The 18,558-nt window shown below is 65.1% G+C and carries 19 protein-coding genes; 7 read left to right on the top strand and 12 right to left on the bottom strand.

From position 1 onward, the window contains the following. Positions 1–8: 8 nt before the first annotated feature. Complete coding sequence (locus CSC94_RS07340; RefSeq protein WP_099305460.1) at positions 9–2,036, bottom strand: ASKHA domain-containing protein; 2,028 nt, start codon at positions 2,034–2,036, stop codon at positions 9–11. A 5-nt stretch (positions 2,037–2,041) separates the two neighbouring features. Further along, complete coding sequence (locus tag CSC94_RS07335; RefSeq protein ID WP_099305458.1) at positions 2,042–2,395, bottom strand: hypothetical protein; 354 nt, start codon at positions 2,393–2,395, stop codon at positions 2,042–2,044. A gap of 208 nt (positions 2,396–2,603) precedes the next feature. On the opposite strand from CSC94_RS07335, the gene CSC94_RS07330 reads away from it, so the two are divergent. Continuing rightward, the gene (locus CSC94_RS07330; protein WP_099305456.1) at positions 2,604–2,843 is read left to right on the top strand and encodes a hypothetical protein; all 240 of its coding nucleotides are present in this window, start codon (positions 2,604–2,606) and stop codon (positions 2,841–2,843) included. A 67-nt stretch (positions 2,844–2,910) separates the two neighbouring features. Here CSC94_RS07330 and CSC94_RS07325 read toward each other — a convergent pair whose 3' ends face one another. The 8 genes from CSC94_RS07325 to CSC94_RS07290 form a co-directional block, all read right to left on the bottom strand. Next, positions 2,911–3,876: a methyltetrahydrofolate cobalamin methyltransferase gene (locus CSC94_RS07325; RefSeq protein ID WP_099305454.1), complete on the bottom strand. Its 966-nt coding sequence runs from the start codon at positions 3,874–3,876 to the stop codon at positions 2,911–2,913. Between the two features lie 74 nt (positions 3,877–3,950). Further along, positions 3,951–5,045: a methylenetetrahydrofolate reductase gene (locus CSC94_RS07320; RefSeq protein WP_099305452.1), complete on the bottom strand. Its 1,095-nt coding sequence runs from the start codon at positions 5,043–5,045 to the stop codon at positions 3,951–3,953. Further along, positions 5,042–5,632: a methylenetetrahydrofolate reductase C-terminal domain-containing protein gene (locus tag CSC94_RS07315; protein ID WP_099305450.1), complete on the bottom strand. Its 591-nt coding sequence runs from the start codon at positions 5,630–5,632 to the stop codon at positions 5,042–5,044. The genes CSC94_RS07320 and CSC94_RS07315 overlap by 4 nt, the downstream gene beginning before the upstream one ends. Continuing rightward, positions 5,622–5,924 carry a virulence factor gene (locus tag CSC94_RS07310; protein WP_099305448.1) on the bottom strand — a complete coding sequence of 101 codons (303 nt, stop codon included), beginning with the start codon at positions 5,922–5,924 and terminating at the stop codon, positions 5,622–5,624. Before CSC94_RS07310 ends, CSC94_RS07315 begins: the two co-directional genes overlap by 11 nt. Positions 5,925–6,032: 108 nt before the next feature. Further along, positions 6,033–6,704 carry an exopolysaccharide biosynthesis protein gene (locus tag CSC94_RS07305; protein WP_245408294.1) on the bottom strand — a complete coding sequence of 224 codons (672 nt, stop codon included), beginning with the start codon at positions 6,702–6,704 and terminating at the stop codon, positions 6,033–6,035. Positions 6,705–6,853: 149 nt separating this feature from the next. Next, the gene (locus CSC94_RS07300) at positions 6,854–7,474 is read right to left on the bottom strand and encodes a DUF1638 domain-containing protein (RefSeq protein WP_099305444.1); all 621 of its coding nucleotides are present in this window, start codon (positions 7,472–7,474) and stop codon (positions 6,854–6,856) included. Beyond that, the gene (locus CSC94_RS07295; RefSeq protein WP_099305442.1) at positions 7,471–8,052 is read right to left on the bottom strand and encodes a DUF4893 domain-containing protein; all 582 of its coding nucleotides are present in this window, start codon (positions 8,050–8,052) and stop codon (positions 7,471–7,473) included. The genes CSC94_RS07300 and CSC94_RS07295 overlap by 4 nt, the downstream gene beginning before the upstream one ends. 71 nt (positions 8,053–8,123) lie before the next feature. Then, positions 8,124–8,825, bottom strand: coding sequence for a corrinoid protein (locus CSC94_RS07290; protein ID WP_099305440.1), 702 nt, complete (start codon positions 8,823–8,825; stop codon positions 8,124–8,126). Between the two features lie 305 nt (positions 8,826–9,130). On the opposite strand from CSC94_RS07290, the gene CSC94_RS07285 reads away from it, so the two are divergent. The 6 genes from CSC94_RS07285 to CSC94_RS07260 all read left to right on the top strand — a co-directional run bounded on the left by CSC94_RS07285 (position 9,131) and on the right by CSC94_RS07260 (position 15,580). Further along, entirely contained in the window at positions 9,131–10,723 is a 1,593-nt protein-coding gene (locus CSC94_RS07285; RefSeq protein WP_099305438.1) for a trimethylamine methyltransferase family protein, read from the top strand. Positions 10,724–10,899: 176 nt separating this feature from the next. After that, complete coding sequence (locus CSC94_RS07280; RefSeq protein WP_099305436.1) at positions 10,900–11,634, top strand: dienelactone hydrolase family protein; 735 nt, start codon at positions 10,900–10,902, stop codon at positions 11,632–11,634. Further along, a complete protein-coding gene (locus CSC94_RS07275) occupies positions 11,631–12,338 on the top strand; it encodes a hypothetical protein (protein WP_245408293.1) in 708 nt (235 codons plus the stop codon). Before CSC94_RS07280 ends, CSC94_RS07275 begins: the two co-directional genes overlap by 4 nt. A gap of 68 nt (positions 12,339–12,406) precedes the next feature. After that, entirely contained in the window at positions 12,407–12,979 is a 573-nt protein-coding gene (locus tag CSC94_RS07270) for an RNA polymerase sigma factor (RefSeq protein WP_425356507.1), read from the top strand. Further along, the gene (locus tag CSC94_RS07265) at positions 12,976–15,024 is read left to right on the top strand and encodes a vWA domain-containing protein (RefSeq protein WP_099305432.1); all 2,049 of its coding nucleotides are present in this window, start codon (positions 12,976–12,978) and stop codon (positions 15,022–15,024) included. The genes CSC94_RS07270 and CSC94_RS07265 overlap by 4 nt, the downstream gene beginning before the upstream one ends. 109 nt (positions 15,025–15,133) lie before the next feature. Continuing rightward, a complete protein-coding gene (locus CSC94_RS07260; protein WP_099305430.1) occupies positions 15,134–15,580 on the top strand; it encodes a hypothetical protein in 447 nt (148 codons plus the stop codon). Here the strand turns inward: CSC94_RS07260 and CSC94_RS07255 are convergent. Both CSC94_RS07255 and CSC94_RS07250 read right to left on the bottom strand, forming a co-directional pair. Next, entirely contained in the window at positions 15,537–17,480 is a 1,944-nt protein-coding gene (locus CSC94_RS07255) for a TRAP transporter permease (protein WP_099305428.1), read from the bottom strand. The two genes, CSC94_RS07260 and CSC94_RS07255, sit on opposite strands and share 44 nt — an antisense overlap. A gap of 12 nt (positions 17,481–17,492) precedes the next feature. After that, positions 17,493–18,425, bottom strand: coding sequence for a TAXI family TRAP transporter solute-binding subunit (locus tag CSC94_RS07250; RefSeq protein WP_099305426.1), 933 nt, complete (start codon positions 18,423–18,425; stop codon positions 17,493–17,495). Between the last annotated feature and the right edge of the window lie 133 nt (positions 18,426–18,558).

Genomic DNA, 18,558 nt, shown 5'->3' with positions numbered 1-18,558 from the left:
CCTGACCGTCAGCGGGCGCGCCTTCCGCCACGGCGGCGGCTGCCGCCGTCGGAGACCTCCGAAAGGACCTTGCGTTCGGGCAGCTTGACCGCCGCGGCGAGGCGGGGGAACGCATCGACCTTGTTGGGCAGCGCCATGGCGTTGACGAAGAGCTGCTGGAAATCGGGCTCCAGCGCGGTTTCGATCTTCTCGATGCGCGAGACGGCCGTCTCGATTTCGCGGCGGTGCCCGCGATTGAGCAGCGCCATCAGGGCACCATCCCCAGCAGCGTTGCCGACGGCCTTGACCTGGTCGAGGTCGCAATCAGGGATCAGGCCCAGCACCATGGCGTATTTCGGATCGATGTAGGATCCGAACGCGCCGGCGAAGCGGATCATGTCGACGCTGTCGATGCCCTTCTTCTGCATCAGCAGGCGAATACCGGCATAGAGCGCCGCCTTGGCGAGCTGGATGGCGCGGACATCGTTCTGCGTGACAACGATGCGCGGATTGGCCTCCTGCAACACGTAGCCGAAGGTGCGTCCCTGCTCGACGATGCGCGGCGACCGGGAGGCCAGCGATCCGTCGACCACGCCGTCTTCCGAGATGACGCCGGCGAGGAACATCTCGGCAATGACCTCGATGATGCCCGAGCCGCAGATGCCCGTGACGCCGGTGCCGTTCAGCGACGCGGCAAAGCCGTCTTCGTCGGACCAGAGGTCCGAGCCGATCACGCGGTACCGTGGCTCCAGCGTTTCGGGGTCGATACGCACGCGCTCGATGGCGCCGGGCGCCGCGCGCTGCCCGCCGGAAATCTCAGCGCCTTCGAAGGCGGGGCCGGTGGGCGATGAGCAGGCGACAGTATGGCGATCATTTCCAAGCACGATCTCGGCATTGGTGCCGACATCGACCAGAAGCATTTCCCGATCCTGCCGGTAGGGGCCCTCGGAAAGGGTGGCCGCGGCGGCATCGGCGCCGACATGGCCGGCGATACAGGGCAGGATGTAGGTGCGGGCACCTGCATTGACGCCGATCCCGATCTCGGCCGCCTTCAGGGCAAGGGCGCCGGACGCGGCAAGCGCGAACGGCGCGCCGCCAAGCTCCGTCGGGTCGATGCCGAGGAAAAGGTGGTGCATGACCGGGTTGCCGACGAAGACGGTGTCAAGAATGTCGGCGCGGTCCGCTCCGGCCTCCTCGCAGACCTTGGAGATCAGGTCGTTGATCGCGTCGCGGACGGCGACGGTCATCGCTTCCCGGCCTTCCGGATTCATCATGACGTAGGAGACGCGGCTCATCAGATCCTCGCCGAAGCGGATCTGCGGATTCGAAGCGCCCGAGGACGCCGCGATCCGGCCAGACAGCAGCGAAACCAGGTGCATGGCGATGGTGGTTGATCCGATATCGCAGGCAATGCCCCAGGCCTCGTTCTTGAGGCCTGGCCAGAGCGCGATCAGCACCGGACGGTCGGTGTCGGCATCGTGATGAATGGCCGCGGTGACCGCCCATTTGCCCTGTCGCAGGATTGCCTGCACCTGGGGAACGAGACGGAAGTCGACGACGAGGTCGTCATAGCCCCAATCGCGGCCGAGGGCCGCCTTGAGACGGTCGAGGTCGCCGAGCGGCTTGTGCATGTCGGGTTCATCGACCTCGACGTAGCAGAGGCTGATGGCGGGATTGCGCTCGATGATCCGGTCGGTCGCCTTCTTGCGAACGACCTGCGCGTTGACGACGGCATCCTGCGGCACGTCGATGACGAGATCGCCCTCGATCGTCGCCGAGCACGAGAGGCGGCGGCCTTCCTTGAGGGCACCGCGCTTTTCCGTGTAGCGCGCTTCCTTGGCCGACCAGGCGGAGATGTTGCCGGCCTCCGACGTGATGCCGTGCTTGGCAAACTGGCCGGTCTGCACTTCCACCTGGCAGCGCCCGCAGATGCCGCGTCCGCCACAGACGCTTTCGACGTAGACGCCGAGTTCGCGGGCGGCATCAAGAACCGGGGTTCCCTTCGGGAAACGGCCGCGCTTGCCCGACGGCATGAAGAGAACGAGAGGGTCGGACATGGTGCTCACATCATCATCTGGGTGGAGGTGCGTGCGAAATAGACGAGGGAAACAAGCAGACAAAGAGCCACCAGTGGCGCGACGACGTCTACCCAGATGTCGCGGCGGCGGGCGGCGTGGAAATCGATGCCGCGCAAATCATAGAATACCGAGACAATGAAGACGAGGGCAAGGTAGGCCGTGCAAACGCCGATGACCACCGCTGCCACTTCGTTTTGCAGCCGCGTATCTCCTCCATGGCCGGCCAGTTCCCACAGGCCGAACGCCGCGCCCGCGCCTATGCCGACCCGCAACGCCATCGCGAAATAGTCGGAAATCTTCTTGGCGTATTCGAAAGCGCTGTTCTTCTGGTTCGTCATATCTGTCCCCCGTGCGCGGTGCGGGGCAGGAACGCGCCCTTGGCAAGGCGGCCGCGATTGCCCGACGGCATGAAGAGAACGAATGGGGCCTGTCCGGTCATGCCGTCACTGCGTGCGAACAGGTCATCGAGACAATCCCGACGGTCCGGTTAAGCGATCCGCAGCGTTTTTCCGGCATTCTGCCGTCCTTTCCGGAGGAGGCACCGCCATGCCATTCACCATGCTGTCCGCCATTTTCTCGGCGTTCTTTCTCGTGCGGGTCATCAAGGGCCACTGGGCCCGCCATCCCCACTACCTGGGGCTGGCGATGATCGGATCGCTGGTGGCGACCGTCGCCCTGGCCCGGTTCGCGCCGGGCATGGAAGACGACATGATCGTCGGAAATCTGGCGACCTTCGTGGGCGGCGCGGCAACCATCACGCTGTTCGATCTCGTCATGGGGGCCTGACGGGCGGAGGGTTCCGCCGTCCAGGCCATCACCGGGATCAAACGCAGGGGCTGCCACCCGTCCGGCCTCAGCCCTGAACCGCGCGGCGCGCTGCACGACCACCGCGGCGTCCGCTACCGCCGGCCGATGCCGCGGGCGCGGCAGGGGCGGGCGCCGGCGCGCCGCCGGCATGGGGCTTGTAGTCCTTGTAGGTGCGGATCCAGTGCATGCAATCCGGGTCCGTGCCGTTGAGCACGTTTGCCGCGCGCACCATTTCCATCTCCTGCGGGCGGCAGGGGTTCATGATGGCCGACGTCATGCCGGCGCCGATCACCATCGGAATGAAGCCGGCATTGATGCCGTGCCGGTGGGGCAGGCCGAAGGAAATGTTCGACAGGCCGCAGGTGGTGTTGACCTTGAGTTCCTCGCGCAGGCGGCGGAGCAGGGCGAAAACCTGCTTGCCTGCGGTGCCCATGGCGCCAATGGGCATGACGAGCGGATCGACGACGATGTCGTGGGCCGGGATTCCATAGTCGGCGGCACGCTCGACGATCTTCTTCGCGACGGCAAAGCGGACATCCGGGTCCTGCGAAATGCCCGTTTCGTCATTCGAGATGGCGACGACGGGCACGTCGTACTTCTTGCAAAGCGGCAGGATTGCTTCGAGTTTCTCCTCCTCGCCGGTCACGGAATTGACCAGCGGGCGGCCTTTCGCGACCTTCAGCGCTGCCTCGATGGCGGCCGATACCGACGAATCGATCGACAGCGGCACGTCGACGAGGCTCTGCACGATCTCGAGCGTCTGGACGAGCAGCGCAGGCTCGGTGGCGTTCGGATCCACCGCCGTGACGCCGGCGTTGACGTCCAGCATCGTCGCGCCGTTGGCGACCTGTTCGAGCGCATCCTTCTTCACCGTCTCGAAGTTTCCCTCCACCATCTCGGCGGCCAGTTTCTTTCGTCCGGTCGGATTGATCCGTTCCCCGATGACGCAGAAGGGCTGGTCGAATCCGATGACGACTTCGCGGGTCGCGGATGCAACGATCGTGCGGGTCATGCGTGTCTCCTTTGATATAAAGACTTCTTTATATCGTTATCTCTTGAGCTTCAAGCCCCTTGCGGGACGGGTTGTCAATTGCTGTCGACCACGTCGGCGACGATGGCAGCGGGCCGTTCGGTTTCCTCCGCCATAATTTCCTCAAGGCGCTCGGCAATGACCGCGTCGTCCGGCCGGCTTTCGCGGTGCCAGGGCTTGCGGCCTTTCAGGACGCCGGATTCATGCACGATCTCGGCAACGAATTCCTCCTGCCGGTAGGCCATGACGTGAACGCCGGAGACGCCTTCGATTTCCTTGACCTCGTTCATGATGTCGATGCAGAGGCGCTTGCCTTCGCGTTTCTGCTTCTCCGCGCCCTCAAGGCGCTTGATGACGGCGTCCGGAATGTGCACGCCGGGAACGTTCGACCGCATCCACTTGGCCGTCTTTGCCGACGCGAGCGGACCGACACCGACCAGGATGAAGCACTTCTCGTGCAGGCCCATGTCGACGACGCGCTTCATGTATTCGCGCAGCATGGGCACGTCATAGCAGTACTGGCTTTGCACGAACTGGGCGCCGGCGGCGATCTTCTTGGCCAGGCGATGCGGGCGGAAGTCGTAGGGCGGCGCGAAGGGATTGATCGCGGCGCCGAGGAAGACATGCGGCGGCGAAGTGATGGGGCGGCCCGACAGGAACCGCTGTTCATCCCGCATGGTGCGAACGGTTTCGAGCAGGGACATGCAGTCGAGATCGAACACGGGTTTGGCGCCGGGCTGGTCGCCCGCCTGCACGCCGTCGCCTGTCAGGCAGAGCATGTTGGCCACGCCCATGGCGGCCGCGCCCAGCACATCGCCCTGGATGGCGATGCGGTTCTTGTCGCGGCAGGCGATCTGCATGATCGGCGCGTAGCCCATCCGTGTCAGCAGGGCGCAAATGCCGACCGACGACATGTGGCAGTTGGCGCCGGATGCATCGACCGCGTTGATGCCGTCGACCCAGCCGTCGAAAATGGCGGCGCGGTCATAGACCTCCTGCGGGTCTGCGCTGTCGGGCGGGTTGAGTTCGGCCGTCACGGCGAATTCGCCACGGCGCAGCACGCGCTCCAGTCGGCCGCGGGAGACGTGGCCGGGCAGGGGATCGAGCGGGGCGGAGGGGTCCAGCGGGTTGGTGTCGGGCGAGTCGATCATTGCGCGGGATTCCTTGCGGCTTCCTTGCCGGCAGCGGCGTTGGCGGTCACGCGCAGCCAGGCGGAGGTTTCGCGCAGGCTCTGGTCCACCGGCTTCTGCACGTTCATGATGTTGGTCCGGCCCTCGCGCATCGGCTCCGTGCCCTTCCAGGCCTGTACCCAGACGCAGGGCATGTCGGGCTCGACCTCGCAGTGGCCGTTGGCGCGAACACCGCCGCACGGCCCATTACGCAACTGCTTGGGGCAGTTCATCGGGCAGGACATGCCGGTGGAGGACAGGATGCACTGGCCGCACATGCGGCAGTCGAAGAGAAGACCCTTTACCCGTTTCTCGACGAACTTCACCGGCGCTTCGGCGCGCTGGTAGCCGACGGCATTCCAGAGCGGGTGGAGGGTGAGAAACATGCCCGAGAACCTGGCATATACCCATTCGAGGAAACGGGCATGGCGCACGGACCACAGGCGGATGGTATAGGCCTTGCGCGCCCGTGAAACCGGTGAAACGCCGGCCGGAACGTAGGCGGTCGCGGGCTTCTTGCCCGCTTTCGGCTTGGCGGTTGCGGCCCCTGCCGCCGGTTCAGCTGCCATTTCGGCCTCCCGATTGAACCAGTGAAACGAGACGGTCCTTCGGCCATGCGGCTTCCAGGTCGGCTGCGGCCTTTTCTGCCTCGGCTTCGAGGTCGTCTCCAACGGCGACGGGGTCTGCCCGCCGCCACTCTTCGAGGTAGGCATCCGTATCGGATGCGCCGGCGCGCATGGCGGCCATGTCGATGGCCTCCGCAAAGCGCGGCGACAGCTCCCGCCGCGCGGTCTTGCGACCCTGCTTCACGATCACCTGGGCGGGAATGTCGCGCCAATATACGATAACGAGGTCGGCCATGGTCCGGATCCATTTCTTTCGAGGTTGACAATTGCGGAGGCAGAGCGCCGTCGCTGGTTGCGGCGCGACGCGTGAAATTTCAAAAGCGACAGGATGAAGAAAGCGCCGTCAGCCGACCATGCCGGCAATGAAGCCGGCCGCTGCACCAGCCGCCCCGATGACCGCGACGATGATGGCAATGGAAGCCACGCCGATGGCGGCGCCTATGCCGAGCAGGATCCCGTCTCTCTCGGAGAGCGCCAGCGACAGAAGGGTGGCGGCAAAGGCGGGGAGCCAGTTGCCCAGGGGAACCGGGAGGATGACCGCGACCGCGAGAACGAAGATGGCGAGGCCCAGCATCCGGTCTGCCTGGCCCCGCGACATCGGCCAGTAACGAGGACGGATGATCCGCTCGAGGCGCTCCAGTCCCGGGATGAGCTTTGCCACTGCGTAGTCAACCTTGTCGCGGGTCAGGCTCTTGGAGAGGACAAAAGTTGGTAGCCAGACGGTCTGGCGGGCGAAGATCATCTGGGCGGACACGATGGCGAGGGGGATTCCCAGCACGACCGACGTTCCCGGCGGGAGGGGCAGGAGATTGACCGCGCCGCAGACGATGAGCATGGCGGCAAAGGACCGGTCGCCCAGGGCATCGCGGATGGCCGCGACCGAAACTGGGCCCTCGGTCGATGCCGCCAGGTCGCGCAGAACCGTGGAGAGGCGGCGTGGCGCATCCTGGCGCGGCTGCTCGGCTGGCAAGTGGTGGTCCATCTCTTCCCGGCTCTTCCCAATCCGGACGCTCAAGAGCGTTTCCGCTCCCCGTTGAATCGCCCCAATGCTCTATCGCCTCGCATTTTCCGCAATCCCGGTTGCGAAACCGGTTCCCGCTTGCGCCGGAATTGCTGCAGGGCGACGAGAATTGTCACATAGGCCCGGTTTGTGAAAACCACAAGTCAGGTTGATGCCGCGTTGAGGAGCGCCCCGGTGAGGTCGCCGAAGCCGGTGAGGCGGCGCTCGTAATCCAGTCCCAGGAAATCAGCAGCCCACCGGGCCTTGGCATCCAGCGCGGGATCGTCGGTCTGGGCGAGATAGACCAGCTTCGTGTAATTGCCAAACATCATGGCGATCAGTTCGGGATGGCGGTCCAGCTTGAGAGGTTCAACGATGAAGGCCTCGAACTGGCGGGCTATCAGGTCGGTCAGGTAGAAGACCGTGACATCCTGTTCGCTGTCGCGCAGGAATTTCTCGGTGCCGCTATAGAAGGCATAGCAATGGGGGCCGGCAATCCTTTCCAGCCCTTCCTCCTCGCAAATTCGGTCCAGTTCGCCCTGTGTCCCGCATTCTGCATAGCCGATGTAGATCCGCTCGAAGCCCTCGGCTCGCGCCTCGGCGATCTTCTGGCGCATGGCGGGGCCGATTTTGCGCGGGGTGTTGTGCCAGATGGCGGGCAGACAGGTCAGGTCGATGTGGTCGAGGCCGTTGGCTTCGCAGATCGCCACGATTTCCCGTGCGATGGCGCCGCAGGCGATCACGCGAATGCCGTCACGGCCGGGGCCGGTCGGCTGGTCCGTCACCGTTTCAGTTCCAGGATGTCGAACTTGGATTCCAGGTGCGGGGCGGGAAACTCCATGCGGAGCCGGCCGTCATCCAGGAGATAGGCATAGGCGACCTCGTCGCGCTCGTTGTTCTGGGGGTAGGCAAGCGGCTGCTCGTAGGAATAATGGCCGGAACCCAGGTAAACCAGGCGCGTATCGCTCTCGGTGAAGAAACGGCCTGTCGTTCTCTGCGACCCGGTCAGCTTCTCCAGCCGCCAGCCTGAACCGTCATCGGTGATGCGGCAGCGAAACCAAGAATAGACGACGAGGGAGACCGGGCCATCGAGCTTGGTGACCCGGCATTGCCAGTTGCCCGTCAGATCCGCCGTGGAAAAGGGTTGCGGCTTGCCTTCCAGGATCTGGTTGAGGGTCTTGATGTCCTGCGGCGCACCCTCGGATCTGGCCACGGCGATGGCCCGGGCGCGCGTGGTATCGAAGTTTTCCAGCCTCTGGCTGTCCGACTTCGTCATCAGCGACATGATTTCGCCGGTCGCCATGGCAGCCGTGGCGGCGAGCGCCACGGCGAATGTGACAAGCACTCGGGGCATTCTGGTCATCGCATCATTCTCCCGTCGGTTGGCGCAAGCGGCGCACCGGCACGGCTCAAGGCGATGAGACAGTCCGCCTTTCAGCCGGCCGCGGCCTGGTTGTGCTTGCGCTTCATGAAGTCCTTGGCCGTTTCCACGGCAACGGCAGCGTCGCGGCAATAGGCATCGGCGCCAACGGCCTTGCCGAACTCCTCGTTGAGCGGCGCACCGCCCACCAGGACCACGTAGTCGTCGCGGATGCCCTTTTCCTTCAGCGTGTCGATGACGACCTTCATGTAGGGCATGGTGGTCGTCAGGAGGGCCGACATGCCGAGAATGTCCGGGTTGTGCTTCTCGATGGCGTCCAGATAGTTCTCGACGGGATTGTTGATGCCAATGTCGATGACGTCGAAGCCTGCGCCTTCCATCATCATGCCGACGAGGTTCTTGCCGATGTCGTGGATGTCGCCCTTCACGGTTCCGATCACCATGGTGCCGAGCTTGGGCGCGCCGGTCTCTGCGAGCAGCGGGCGCAGGATCGTCATTCCGGCCTTCATGGCATTGGCCGACAGAAGCACCTCGGGCACGAACAGGATGCCGTCGCGGAAGTCCTCGCCGACGATGCGCATGCCTTCGACCAGCGCCTTGGTCAGGACATCGTAAGGCACCCAGCCGCGATCCAGCAGGATCTGCGTGGCTTCCTCGATTTCCTCCTTCAGGCCATCGTAGAGGTCGTCCATCATCTGCTGGACGAGTTCCTCGTCATCGAGTTCCGACAGGATGATGTCGTCGTCACCGGCCATTGTCACATTCCCTCAAAAAATTCCTGCGCAGACCCAGCGCCCGCGCATTTTCGCAACTATCCGGCGAAGCGGCTGTCCGCGATGCACAAAATGCGACGCAGGCGAATGCGAATTGCGACCGCCATGCACTTCTTTCGGATATCGCGCGGCGTGGAATGTTGCAAGAGAGCATGTGATCCGGGCCGTGTCGCCTGTCAGCCAGTCCTTGACGCGGTTGGGGCAGGCAATGACCCGCCCGCCTTCATAAAATCAGGTCAGAAGGCCCCGGTGCAAACGGGCGCGGAATCTTACGGAGCGGACGCCCCATGACAGAGAATTCGGCAGACGACATCACGACGGAAGCAGCCGTCGAGCGGCGCGGACGAGGCGGACGCGCAGAGCGTGGCGGCGGCGCGGCTGCAAGGCGCGCGGCGCGTGCCGGCGGCGGGCCGGGCCTGTCATTGACCTACGTGACCCGCAAGATCCCGGTCTACGAGGTTCTCGGCGAGGAGGGCCTCTCGTTGATCGAGGCCAACGCCGACACGATCCTGGAGGAAATCGGCATCGAGTTCCGTGACGATGCGGAGGCGCTGCAGATGTGGCGCGATGCCGGCGCCGACGTGAAGGGCGAGCGGGTGCGGTTTCCCAAGGGGTTGTGCCGCGAGCTCCTGAAGACGGCGCCATCCAAGTTCACTCAGCACGCGCGCAACCCCGCCAGGTCGGTGCAGATCGGCGGTGACGCGACCGTGTTCGCGCCGGTCTACGGTCCGCCCTTCGTGCGCGACCTGGACGGCAACCGCCGTTATGCGACCATCGAGGACTTTCGCAATTTCGTGAAGCTGGCTTACATGGCACCGTCCATGCACCATTCCGGCGGCACGGTCTGCGAGCCGGTCGACGTGCCGGTCAACAAGCGCCATCTCGACATGGTGCTGGCGCACATGACGCTGTCGGACAAGCCATTCATGGGGTCGGTGACGGCTCCCGAACGGGCGCAGGACACCGTCGACATGTGCAAGATCCTGTTCGGCGAGGACTTTGTCGACAACAACACCGTCGTCATCAACCTGATCAACGCCAATTCGCCGATGGTCTTCGACGAGACCATGCTCGGCGCGGCCAAGGTCTATGCCCGCAACAACCAGGCCTGCATCGTCACGCCCTTCATCCTGGCCGGTGCGATGAGCCCGGTGACAGTCGCCGGAACGCTGACGCAGGTGCTTGCCGAAGTGCTGGCCGGCGCGGCTTTCACGCAGCTTGTCCGTCCCGGCGCACCGGTCCTGTTCGGCACATTCGCCTCTTCGATCTCGATGCAGTCGGGCGCACCGACCTTCGGCACGCCGGAGCCGTCGCTGGTTTCCTTCGGCGCCGGGCAGCTTGCGCGCCGGCTGGGCCTGCCGTTCCGTACCGGCGGATCGCTGACCGCCTCGAAGGTCGCCGATGCGCAGGCAGCCTACGAAAGCGCCAACACCCTCAATTCCACCGTGCTCGCCGGAACGAACTTCGCGCTGCATTCGGCCGGCTGGCTGGAGGGCGGTCTCGTGTCGTCCTTCGAGAAATTCATGATGGACATCGACCAGCTCGGCATGATGCAGCGGCTGGCCGAGGGGGTCGACCTGTCGGAGAACGGCCAGGCCATGGACGCCATCCGCGAGGTCGGCCCGGGCCAGCATTACCTCGGTTGCGCCCACACCCAGGCCAATTTCCAGCAGGCCTTCTACCGCTCCTCGATTGCCGACAACAATTCCTACGAGCAATGGCAGGCCGAAGGGCAGAAGCCGGCGCATCAGCGCGCCAACGAACTGGCCGCGAAGTGGCTGGACTCCTACGAGGCACCGTTCATCGATCCCGGCCTCTTGGAAGGGCTGAACGACTTCGTTGCCAGGAAGAAGGAATCGATGCCCGACGCCTTCACCTGAAAGGGTGAGGCCGACGGCCGCGCCAGGATCGCTTCGATCATCCACGATGAAGTCTGGCGCCGGCCCGTCCGGGACTAGGGCCTGAAACCGGTTTCCACTTTCGCTGGAATTGCTCTAGTCTCCGCGTCACCCTGGCCCGCCCTATGAACGCGGGCCGGGCGAAACGGAGATGACCGATGCATGTGAAGACACTTTCCATCGAGACCGCGGCCGGCCATTGCCAGGCCAAGCTGTTCCTGCCGGACACCCCTTCGCCGGCGAGTGTGCTGTTCTTCATGGATGCATTCGGACCCCGGCCGTCGCTCGATGCCATGGCCGGGCGGCTCGTCGGAGAGGGCTACGCGGTTCTACTGCCGGACCTGTTGTACCGCTGCGAGGACCGCTCCCCGTTCGACGCCAAGACCACGTTTTCGGACCCGGAACGCGGGCCGCTCCTGAAGTCCATGCTGGCGGCGACGCCGCAGGCGGTGACCATCGAGGACACGGCCTATTTCCTGCGTGCGCTCGACGCCGAAGGGCTGACCGGTCCCGTCGGTGTGACCGGGTATTGCATGGGCGGGGCGCGGGCGCTCAATGCCGCCTCGCATTACCCGGACAGGATCGCGGCCGCTGCGAGCTGGCATGGCGGCAACCTGGCCGGCGACATTCCGGACAGCCCGCACCTTACGGCAGACCGGGTCAAGGGGCGCATTCATGTTGGCGTCGCGGGCGATGACGGCAGTTTTCCGCCGGACCAGTCGGCCCTGTTCGCGAAGGTCTACCGTGAGGCCGGCGTCGATTACCTGCTGGAGAATTACCCGACGTGCCGGCACGGCTGGTGCATTCCCGACCACGGCGTCTACGACGAGCCGGGTGCCGAGCGGCACTGGAAACGCCTGCTGACCCTTTTCGAGGAAACCCTGAAGGGGTGAACCGGATACCTACCGCATCTTCGGCGGCCGCGTCCCTCCTGCAGACAATTGGCGCTGCCCTGTCGCCGCACGGCCTGATCCTGCGCGGCGGGTTCAATTTCGGCGCACATGATATCCCGCCGGACGGTCCCGATGGCGGGCCGGCAGGAAGCGTCCTGCTTGTCGGACATGGCGGCGGAACGATCTGGGAGCCGTTCGAGCGATGGCGGGACCTGCAGCCGGAGGGGATGGCCCATCCGCTGGATGGCTGGTCCAAACAGGTTCTCGAGAGCGTGGCGCGCGACTGCGATGCCCGCGCGGTGTTTCCCTCCGATCCGCCCTACCTGCCGTTCCAGCGATGGGCGATGCGGGCGGAGGGCTTGCGGCCGTCACCGCTCGGCGTGCTCATGCACCCGGTATTCGGACCCTGGCATGGCTATCGCGGTGCACTGCTGTTTTCGCAGGCGCTTGCTATCAGTCCCGCCGGGACCGTGAGCCACGCCTGCGATTCCTGCGCCGCCAAGCCCTGTCTCGCGACATGCCCGGTCGCCGCCTATTCGCCGCAGGGGTTCGAGGTGGACACCTGCCGCTCGCATGTCCGCGGAGCTTCGGGCGGCCTCTGCCGGAACAGCGGCTGCCTGGCGCGCAACGCCTGTCCTGTGGGGCGTGACCATCGCTATTCCGGCGTGCAGCAGCGGTTCCACCAGGCAGCCTTTCTCGGCTGAGGGAGATTTTTCACCCTGAACCCAAGGATCGCTTTGCCCGTGGCGTCCAATGTTCGATGATGCAGGTGATGACGGAAGAAACCGCGCAAGGTCCGGATGCACAGGGAACGGCGCTGGCGGCTGCCAGGGGCGATCGTGCCGCCTTTGCGCGCCTCGTCAACGATCACTACGACATCATCCACCGGGTGGCCTTGCGCTGGACGGGCAATCGCGACGACGCCGAGGATATCGCCCAGTCCGTCTGCATGAAGCTCGGCCAGGCGATCCGCGGCTTTCGCGGCGAATCGCGTTTCTCGACCTGGCTCTACCGCCTGACGATCAACGCGGCGCGGGATCATCACCGGATGGTAGCCCGCGAGGCACGGCGGGCTGATGCGCTGGCGGTGCAGGCGCTCGTCGACCATCAGCCGGGCAAGCCCGACTGGCCGCCGGAGGACGAGACGGGCGCGCTCTGGGCTGCCGTTCATGACTTGCCCGACAAGACGCGGGATGCCGTCCTCCTCGTCTATGCCGAGGAGATGACCCACGCGGAGGCCGCCCGCGTGCTCGAATGCAAGGAGGCCACGGTCTCCTGGCACATTCACGAAGCCAAGAAGCGTCTGGCCGCCCTGCTGCGGCCCGACGGGGAGACCCAGCCATGACAGGCGACGACAAGCTCAAGCGACTGGCCGGACACGGCCTCGAAGCGCCGCGCGCGGAAGCCCGCGAGCGCGCCGTCCTGGCCGCCATGGAAGCGTTCGATGCCGCGGCCGACGACGAGGCGGGCGAAAAAAATCAGGCCGTGCCCCAAGGATCAGGAAAGCCGGGACGTCTCATCTCCATCGCAACCCAAGCATGGAGAAAAGTCATGACCCCCAAGACCCTCGCCGGCCCGATCGCCGCGGCCATCCTCGTCCTGCCGTTCGGCGGCTATTTCGCCTGGCAGATGATGGACACGTCGCCGCTGACCCAGACGCAGCAGCAGTCGGGCGGCATTGGCGGACTGATGAACCTCAACTCCGGCCAGCCGGCCGCCACGCCGCAAGCGCCCGAAATCGCGGCGGAACCGGCGCCGTCGCCGGCGCCAGGCGTCTCCACGTTCGGCCCGGGGCGGGTGATGCTGCGCCAGGCCCCCGGGGCAACCGGTGCTGCCCGCGATTCGTTCCTGCAGCAGGGCGTCGGGCATAGCGCTGCCAAGAGTTCTCGCCAGGGCGGGGAAGCCGCGAAGCAAATGGTTCAGGGCCTGCCGGTCAGTCCGGATACGGCCACGCCGATGGAAGATCGCGACCGGCTGGAATCCTTTGACAACAATCCCGTACGCGCGGTTCTTGAAAGCCCCGTTTCCACCTTCTCCATCGACGTGGACACGGCGTCCTATGCCTTCGTCCGTTCGCAACTGAATGCCGGGCGCCTGCCGGCGCCGGACACGGTGCGGGTCGAGGAACTGGTCAACTACTTCCCCTATGACTGGCCTGCCGCCGACAGCGCGGAGCAGCCGTTCAAGCCGACGGTAACGGTGGCGCCGTCGCCCTGGAACGAGCATCGCAAGCTGATGCATATCGCCATCAAGGGGTATGACGTGCAGCCGGCAACGCGGCCGCAGGCCAATCTCGTGTTCCTCATCGATACGTCCGGCTCGATGAACGCGCCGGACAAGCTGCCGCTGCTCAAGACCTCGTTCCGGCTGCTGCTCGACAAGCTTGATGCGAAGGACAAGGTCTCCATCGTCACCTATGCCGGATCGGCCGGCGTCGCGCTGGAGCCGACGTCAGTCTCCGAGAAGGCGAAGATCCTGGCTGCCATCGACGCGCTCGGGGCAGGCGGCTCCACGGCCGGCGCGGCCGGGATCGAGACGGCCTACCGGCTGGCGCAGGAGAACTTCGTCAAGGACGGCGTGAACCGCGTCATGCTCGCCACCGACGGCGATTTCAACGTCGGTCCCTCGTCCGACAAGGATCTGAAGACCATGATCGAGGCCGAGCGGGAGAAGGGCATCTTCCTTTCCGTGTTCGGTTTCGGGCGCGGCAACTACAATGACCAGCTTATGCAGGTCCTGGCTCAGAACGGAAACGGCACCGCGGCCTATATCGATACGCTCGGCGAAGCGCAGAAAACGCTGGTCGAGGAGGCGACCTCGACGCTGTTCCCGATCGCCAAGGACGTGAAGATCCAGGTCGAGTTCAACCCGGCCACCGTCGCCGAATACCGGCTCGTCGGTTACGAAACGCGGGCTCTGAACCGCGAGGATTTCAATGACGACCGCAAGGATGCCGGCGACATCGGGTCCGGCCATTCGGTGACGGCGATCTACGAGATCACGCCCAAGGGCAGCCCGGCGCAACAGATCGACGACCTTCGCTACCAGAGCGATGCAGCGGAGGCAGGCGCAGGCAATTCCAGCGACGAGTACGGCTTCGTCAAGATCCGCTACAAGAAGCCGGATAGCGACACGTCGCAACTGATCACCCAGCCCGTGACCTCGGCCAACGAGATCGCCTCGCTGGACCAGGGGTCGAACGACCTGCGGTTCTCTGTGGCCGTGGCGGGTTTCGGCCAGAAGCTGAGGAAGACCAGCCAGGTCGCGGATACCGGCTGGGACGCCATTGCCACCCTGGCGGCCGGTGCCCGCGGCGACGATCCCTATGGCTACCGGTCGGAGTTCCTGCGCCTGGTCCAGATCGCCAAGACGCTCGACAGCGCGAAGTGACAGGGATGAGGGGCGGCGACACGACATGCGGTTGCCGCCTCTCCATTGCTGACTGTTGCGCCGAATATGAAACAGGTCTCCGGCCGACACCGGAAAAGAGATAACGACCATGCCGATCAAGAGACAAATCGTCCTCGCTGCTGCTGCGCTGGCCATTCTTTCAGGTTCGGCGGGAAGCCTGCCAGCCCGGGCCGCCAATGACATCTGCCCGGTGGTTTCCTCGCAGGGCTGGGAGGCCTGGCTTGCCGAGACGCCATACTCCAACGGCCGCCTGATGCTGTACGTCCGTGGTTCCCTGTCCTTGCCAACTCCTGGCTACATGGTCTCGCTGCGTGCGGGCCCCACGACCAGGTCCATGCCACCGACGCAGATCGTGGTGCTGGAAACGCGCGAACCGGAAAACCGGATCGTTTCCCAGGTCGTCGTGCAGGGGGGCGTCAGCGTGATCCTGCCGGGGCAGGAAGCCTACGAGTCCGTCCGCGTCGTTTGCGGAAACACGCTATTGCATGAATTCACGGATGTACCGGTGTTCGGCCGGGACGCCCGGGAGAAGTGACGCAGCGCCAGACGACGTATCCGCCGACGATCAGCCCGGCCGCGCGAACCAGCAGCGTGGCCGGACTCACGTCGGCGACGGGGACGGGCCACAGCGCGGCCAGACCTCCCATTGTCAGCGCCAGTCGCTCCCAGCCGGCCATGGGCCGGTTGATCCAGCCGGCGAAGGCGATCGTCAGGGCTGAAAGGCCGGCAACCGCCAGGACGATGGACGCGGTGATCTCGACCGTCCCGCCGATCATCAGAAGACCGGGCATGGTGACAAACAGGAAGGGGGCCAGCAGCTTGACGAAGCCCAGGCGGATCGCTTCCACGGCGGTCTCGTTGGCACCCGCGCCCGATATGGATGCTGCCGCGTAGGCCGCCAGCGCCACCGGCGGCGTGATGGCCGAAACGAGGCCGTAGTAGAAAATGAACATGTGGCCGACGATCGGCTCGACGCCGAGCCGGGTCAGGGCCGGTGCCACGAGGACAGCCAGGAGCAGGTAGGCCGCGGACGTCGGCAGGCCCATGCCCAGAATGAAGGATGCCACGGCTGTCAGCACGAGGATCAGCCAGATGTTGCCTTCACCAGCCTCCAGGATCATGCCGGACATCATCAGGGCCAGCCCGGTCAGGTTGAGCACACCGATGATGACGCCGGCGGCGGCGACCGCGACGATGATCGGGAGGGTCGCCGTCAGCGTGTCGCGGCAGATCAGGAGCAGGTCGGTGATCCCGATCCGGGTCTCCTTTCGCCACGGCGACAGCGCCAGCGCGATGACAATGCAGATGACGGCGGCCCGCGTCGGCGTGAAGCCAATGACGAGCAGGGCGATGAGGCCGACCAGCGGCGCGAGCAGGTAGCCACGCTTGGTCAATGTCCCGACGAGGAGCGCCAGTCCGGCACCGGGGTCGCGCTGGAGATCGAGCCGGCCGGCTTCCAGGCGCACGGCGATCATCAGGGCGAGCACGTAGAGGAGGCCTGGAACGAGCGCTGCGAGCGCGATCTGGCCGTAGGGAACGCCGAGGATCTCGGCCATCAGGAAGGCCGCGGCGCCCATGACAGGGGGCAGGATCTGGCCGGCCGAGGAGGCGGCGGCCTCGATAGCGCCTGCCAGGCGCGGCGTGTAACCGGCCCGTTTCATCAGCGGGATCGTGAAGGTGCCGGTTGTGACGACATTGGCGACCGCCGAGCCGTTGATCGTGCCAAGCAGGGCACTCGACAGCGCCGCCGAGAGGCCAGGACCACCCTGTACGCGCCCGGTCAGGCCGCGGGCGATATCGACGAAGACCTCGCCGGCGCCGATGCGCATGAGGACGCCACCGAACAGGGCGAACAGGAAGATGTATTCCACCGCCACGCCCATGGGCAGGCCGTAAATGCCTTCCGTGGAGAGCATGAGGGTGGACGTCAGACGGCGCAAGTCATAACCGCCATGGCCGTATTTGCCGGGGATGAGGTCACCGAACCAGGCATAGGCGAGGGCGGCCAGCACGAGGAATACCAGCGCCCATCCGAGCGTCAGGCGCGTGAGGATCAGGATGGCAGCCATCAGGATGACGAACAGCCAGAGATCCGGCGGCGTGGCCATGGCGCCGCGCATGATGATGTCGAGGTAGGACTGCTGGAGATGGTAGCCCGGCAGGAGCACGAGGATCGCCAGCACGTACAGCATGATGGCAAGGGGGAGCGGGCGTGTCTTGAGCCCGCACCAGAGAAGGCCGGCGCAAGCCGCCAGCGAGAAGAAGGCCGAGCGCAGGATCAGCGCGGTGATCAGGCCGAAGTAGGCGCCGTAGATGACGAGCGCCGTGATGGCGACGGCGAGAACGACAAAAAGGGCGGAAACGGTGATCGTCTCCGCCCGGTTGCCGCGAATCGCGCCGTCCAGCGCGATCCGCCCGATCCATTGCTTCAGCATGGTCCCGTCCGATCAGGGATTGGCGTCGTACCAGGCCTTGGCACCGGCATGCAGGGCGACCGGGACATTGGTCGCCGTTTCTCTCAGGATCCGCTTGGCTGCCGGATGCACTGCGTGCAGTTCATCCAGGTTGGAGAAGATCGTTCCGGTGATCCGTTCGATGAGGCCCGTGTCGGCATCGGTCTTGGTGAAAAGCGTGGCGGGGTCGTTGACGACAGCGACGGCTTCCTTCTGGTCGGAATAGGTGCCGGCCTTGATCTCGTAGGGCTGGTAGAACGGGTATTTCCCGACCAGTCCCTTCATGGTCGCGTCATCCACCGGCACCATGACCATGTCGGCCTTGGCATCCAGATCGATTAGGGCGGCGACCGGTGCGCCAGCCAGGACGCAGGCGGCGTCGATGTTGCCGTCGACGAGTGCCTTGGTGCTCTCGTTATATGAGAGGAACTGGGCGTTGGCCTGGTCGAACACGCCCTTTTCCTGGAGGATGCGCATGCACAGGACCGACGAGTTGGATCCGGGCGGGCCGAGGCTGATGCGCTTGCCGGCCATGTCGTCCAGCGTCTTGATGCCGTTTCCTTCCAGCGTGGCGATCTGCATGACGGCCGGATAGAGATAGGCGATGGCGGACATGGGCAGCGCGCCGTCGGAGAAGGGGCCGGTTCCCTTGGTCGATTCGTAAAGGGTTGATGCCGAGGAGAAGCCGAAGGTGAGCTGGTCAGCGGCAACCCGGCGGATGTTTTCCACCGACGCACCGGTGACTTCGGCCCGGGCCGTCGCGCCGTCCATATGCTTGTTGATGATCTCCGCCATGCCGGCGCCGATCACGTAGAACAGGCCGCCGGTGCCACCGGTGCCGATGGAAATACGGTCTTCGGCCAGGGCGGGCGAAACGGCGAGCATGGCCGCAGCGGCAAGTCCGAGGACGGATTTCTTCAGGATCATTGTCATACCTCCCATGGTCGACTGGTTTCGACCTGACCGGAAGGTTAGTCATTCGAGCGGCCCTGTCCAGCCGGTTCGTCATGCCATTCGGCATTTTGCAGCGCTGAAATCCGCATATGAAAAAGGCCGGCGT

This window comes from Zhengella mangrovi, assembly GCF_002727065.1.
GTDB lineage: Bacteria > Pseudomonadota > Alphaproteobacteria > Rhizobiales > Rhizobiaceae > Zhengella > Zhengella mangrovi.
Note: the sequence above shows the minus strand (reverse complement) of the source record. Positions and strands in the feature narration are given on the sequence as shown.

Excerpts from the sequence above, each read along its gene's own strand:
- CSC94_RS07285 (WP_099305438.1), top strand. The coding sequence starts at position 9,131 with ATGACAGAGAATTCGGCAGACGACATCACGACGGAAGCAGCCGTCGAG.
- CSC94_RS07250 (WP_099305426.1), bottom strand. The coding sequence starts at position 18,425 with ATGATCCTGAAGAAATCCGTCCTCGGACTTGCCGCTGCGGCCATGCTC.
- CSC94_RS07330 (WP_099305456.1), top strand. The coding sequence starts at position 2,604 with ATGCCATTCACCATGCTGTCCGCCATTTTCTCGGCGTTCTTTCTCGTG.
- CSC94_RS07260 (WP_099305430.1), top strand. The coding sequence starts at position 15,134 with ATGCCGATCAAGAGACAAATCGTCCTCGCTGCTGCTGCGCTGGCCATT.
- CSC94_RS07315 (WP_099305450.1), bottom strand. The coding sequence starts at position 5,632 with ATGGCAGCTGAACCGGCGGCAGGGGCCGCAACCGCCAAGCCGAAAGCG.
- CSC94_RS07335 (WP_099305458.1), bottom strand. The coding sequence starts at position 2,395 with ATGACGAACCAGAAGAACAGCGCTTTCGAATACGCCAAGAAGATTTCC.
- CSC94_RS07255 (WP_099305428.1), bottom strand. The coding sequence starts at position 17,480 with ATGCTGAAGCAATGGATCGGGCGGATCGCGCTGGACGGCGCGATTCGC.
- CSC94_RS07310 (WP_099305448.1), bottom strand. The coding sequence starts at position 5,924 with ATGGCCGACCTCGTTATCGTATATTGGCGCGACATTCCCGCCCAGGTG.
- CSC94_RS07295 (WP_099305442.1), bottom strand. The coding sequence starts at position 8,052 with ATGACCAGAATGCCCCGAGTGCTTGTCACATTCGCCGTGGCGCTCGCC.
- CSC94_RS07340 (WP_099305460.1), bottom strand. The coding sequence starts at position 2,036 with ATGTCCGACCCTCTCGTTCTCTTCATGCCGTCGGGCAAGCGCGGCCGT.
- CSC94_RS07320 (WP_099305452.1), bottom strand. The coding sequence starts at position 5,045 with ATGATCGACTCGCCCGACACCAACCCGCTGGACCCCTCCGCCCCGCTC.
- CSC94_RS07325 (WP_099305454.1), bottom strand. The coding sequence starts at position 3,876 with ATGACCCGCACGATCGTTGCATCCGCGACCCGCGAAGTCGTCATCGGA.
- CSC94_RS07280 (WP_099305436.1), top strand. The coding sequence starts at position 10,900 with ATGCATGTGAAGACACTTTCCATCGAGACCGCGGCCGGCCATTGCCAG.
- CSC94_RS07265 (WP_099305432.1), top strand. The coding sequence starts at position 12,976 with ATGACAGGCGACGACAAGCTCAAGCGACTGGCCGGACACGGCCTCGAA.
- CSC94_RS07270 (WP_425356507.1), top strand. The coding sequence starts at position 12,407 with ATGACGGAAGAAACCGCGCAAGGTCCGGATGCACAGGGAACGGCGCTG.
- CSC94_RS07290 (WP_099305440.1), bottom strand. The coding sequence starts at position 8,825 with ATGGCCGGTGACGACGACATCATCCTGTCGGAACTCGATGACGAGGAA.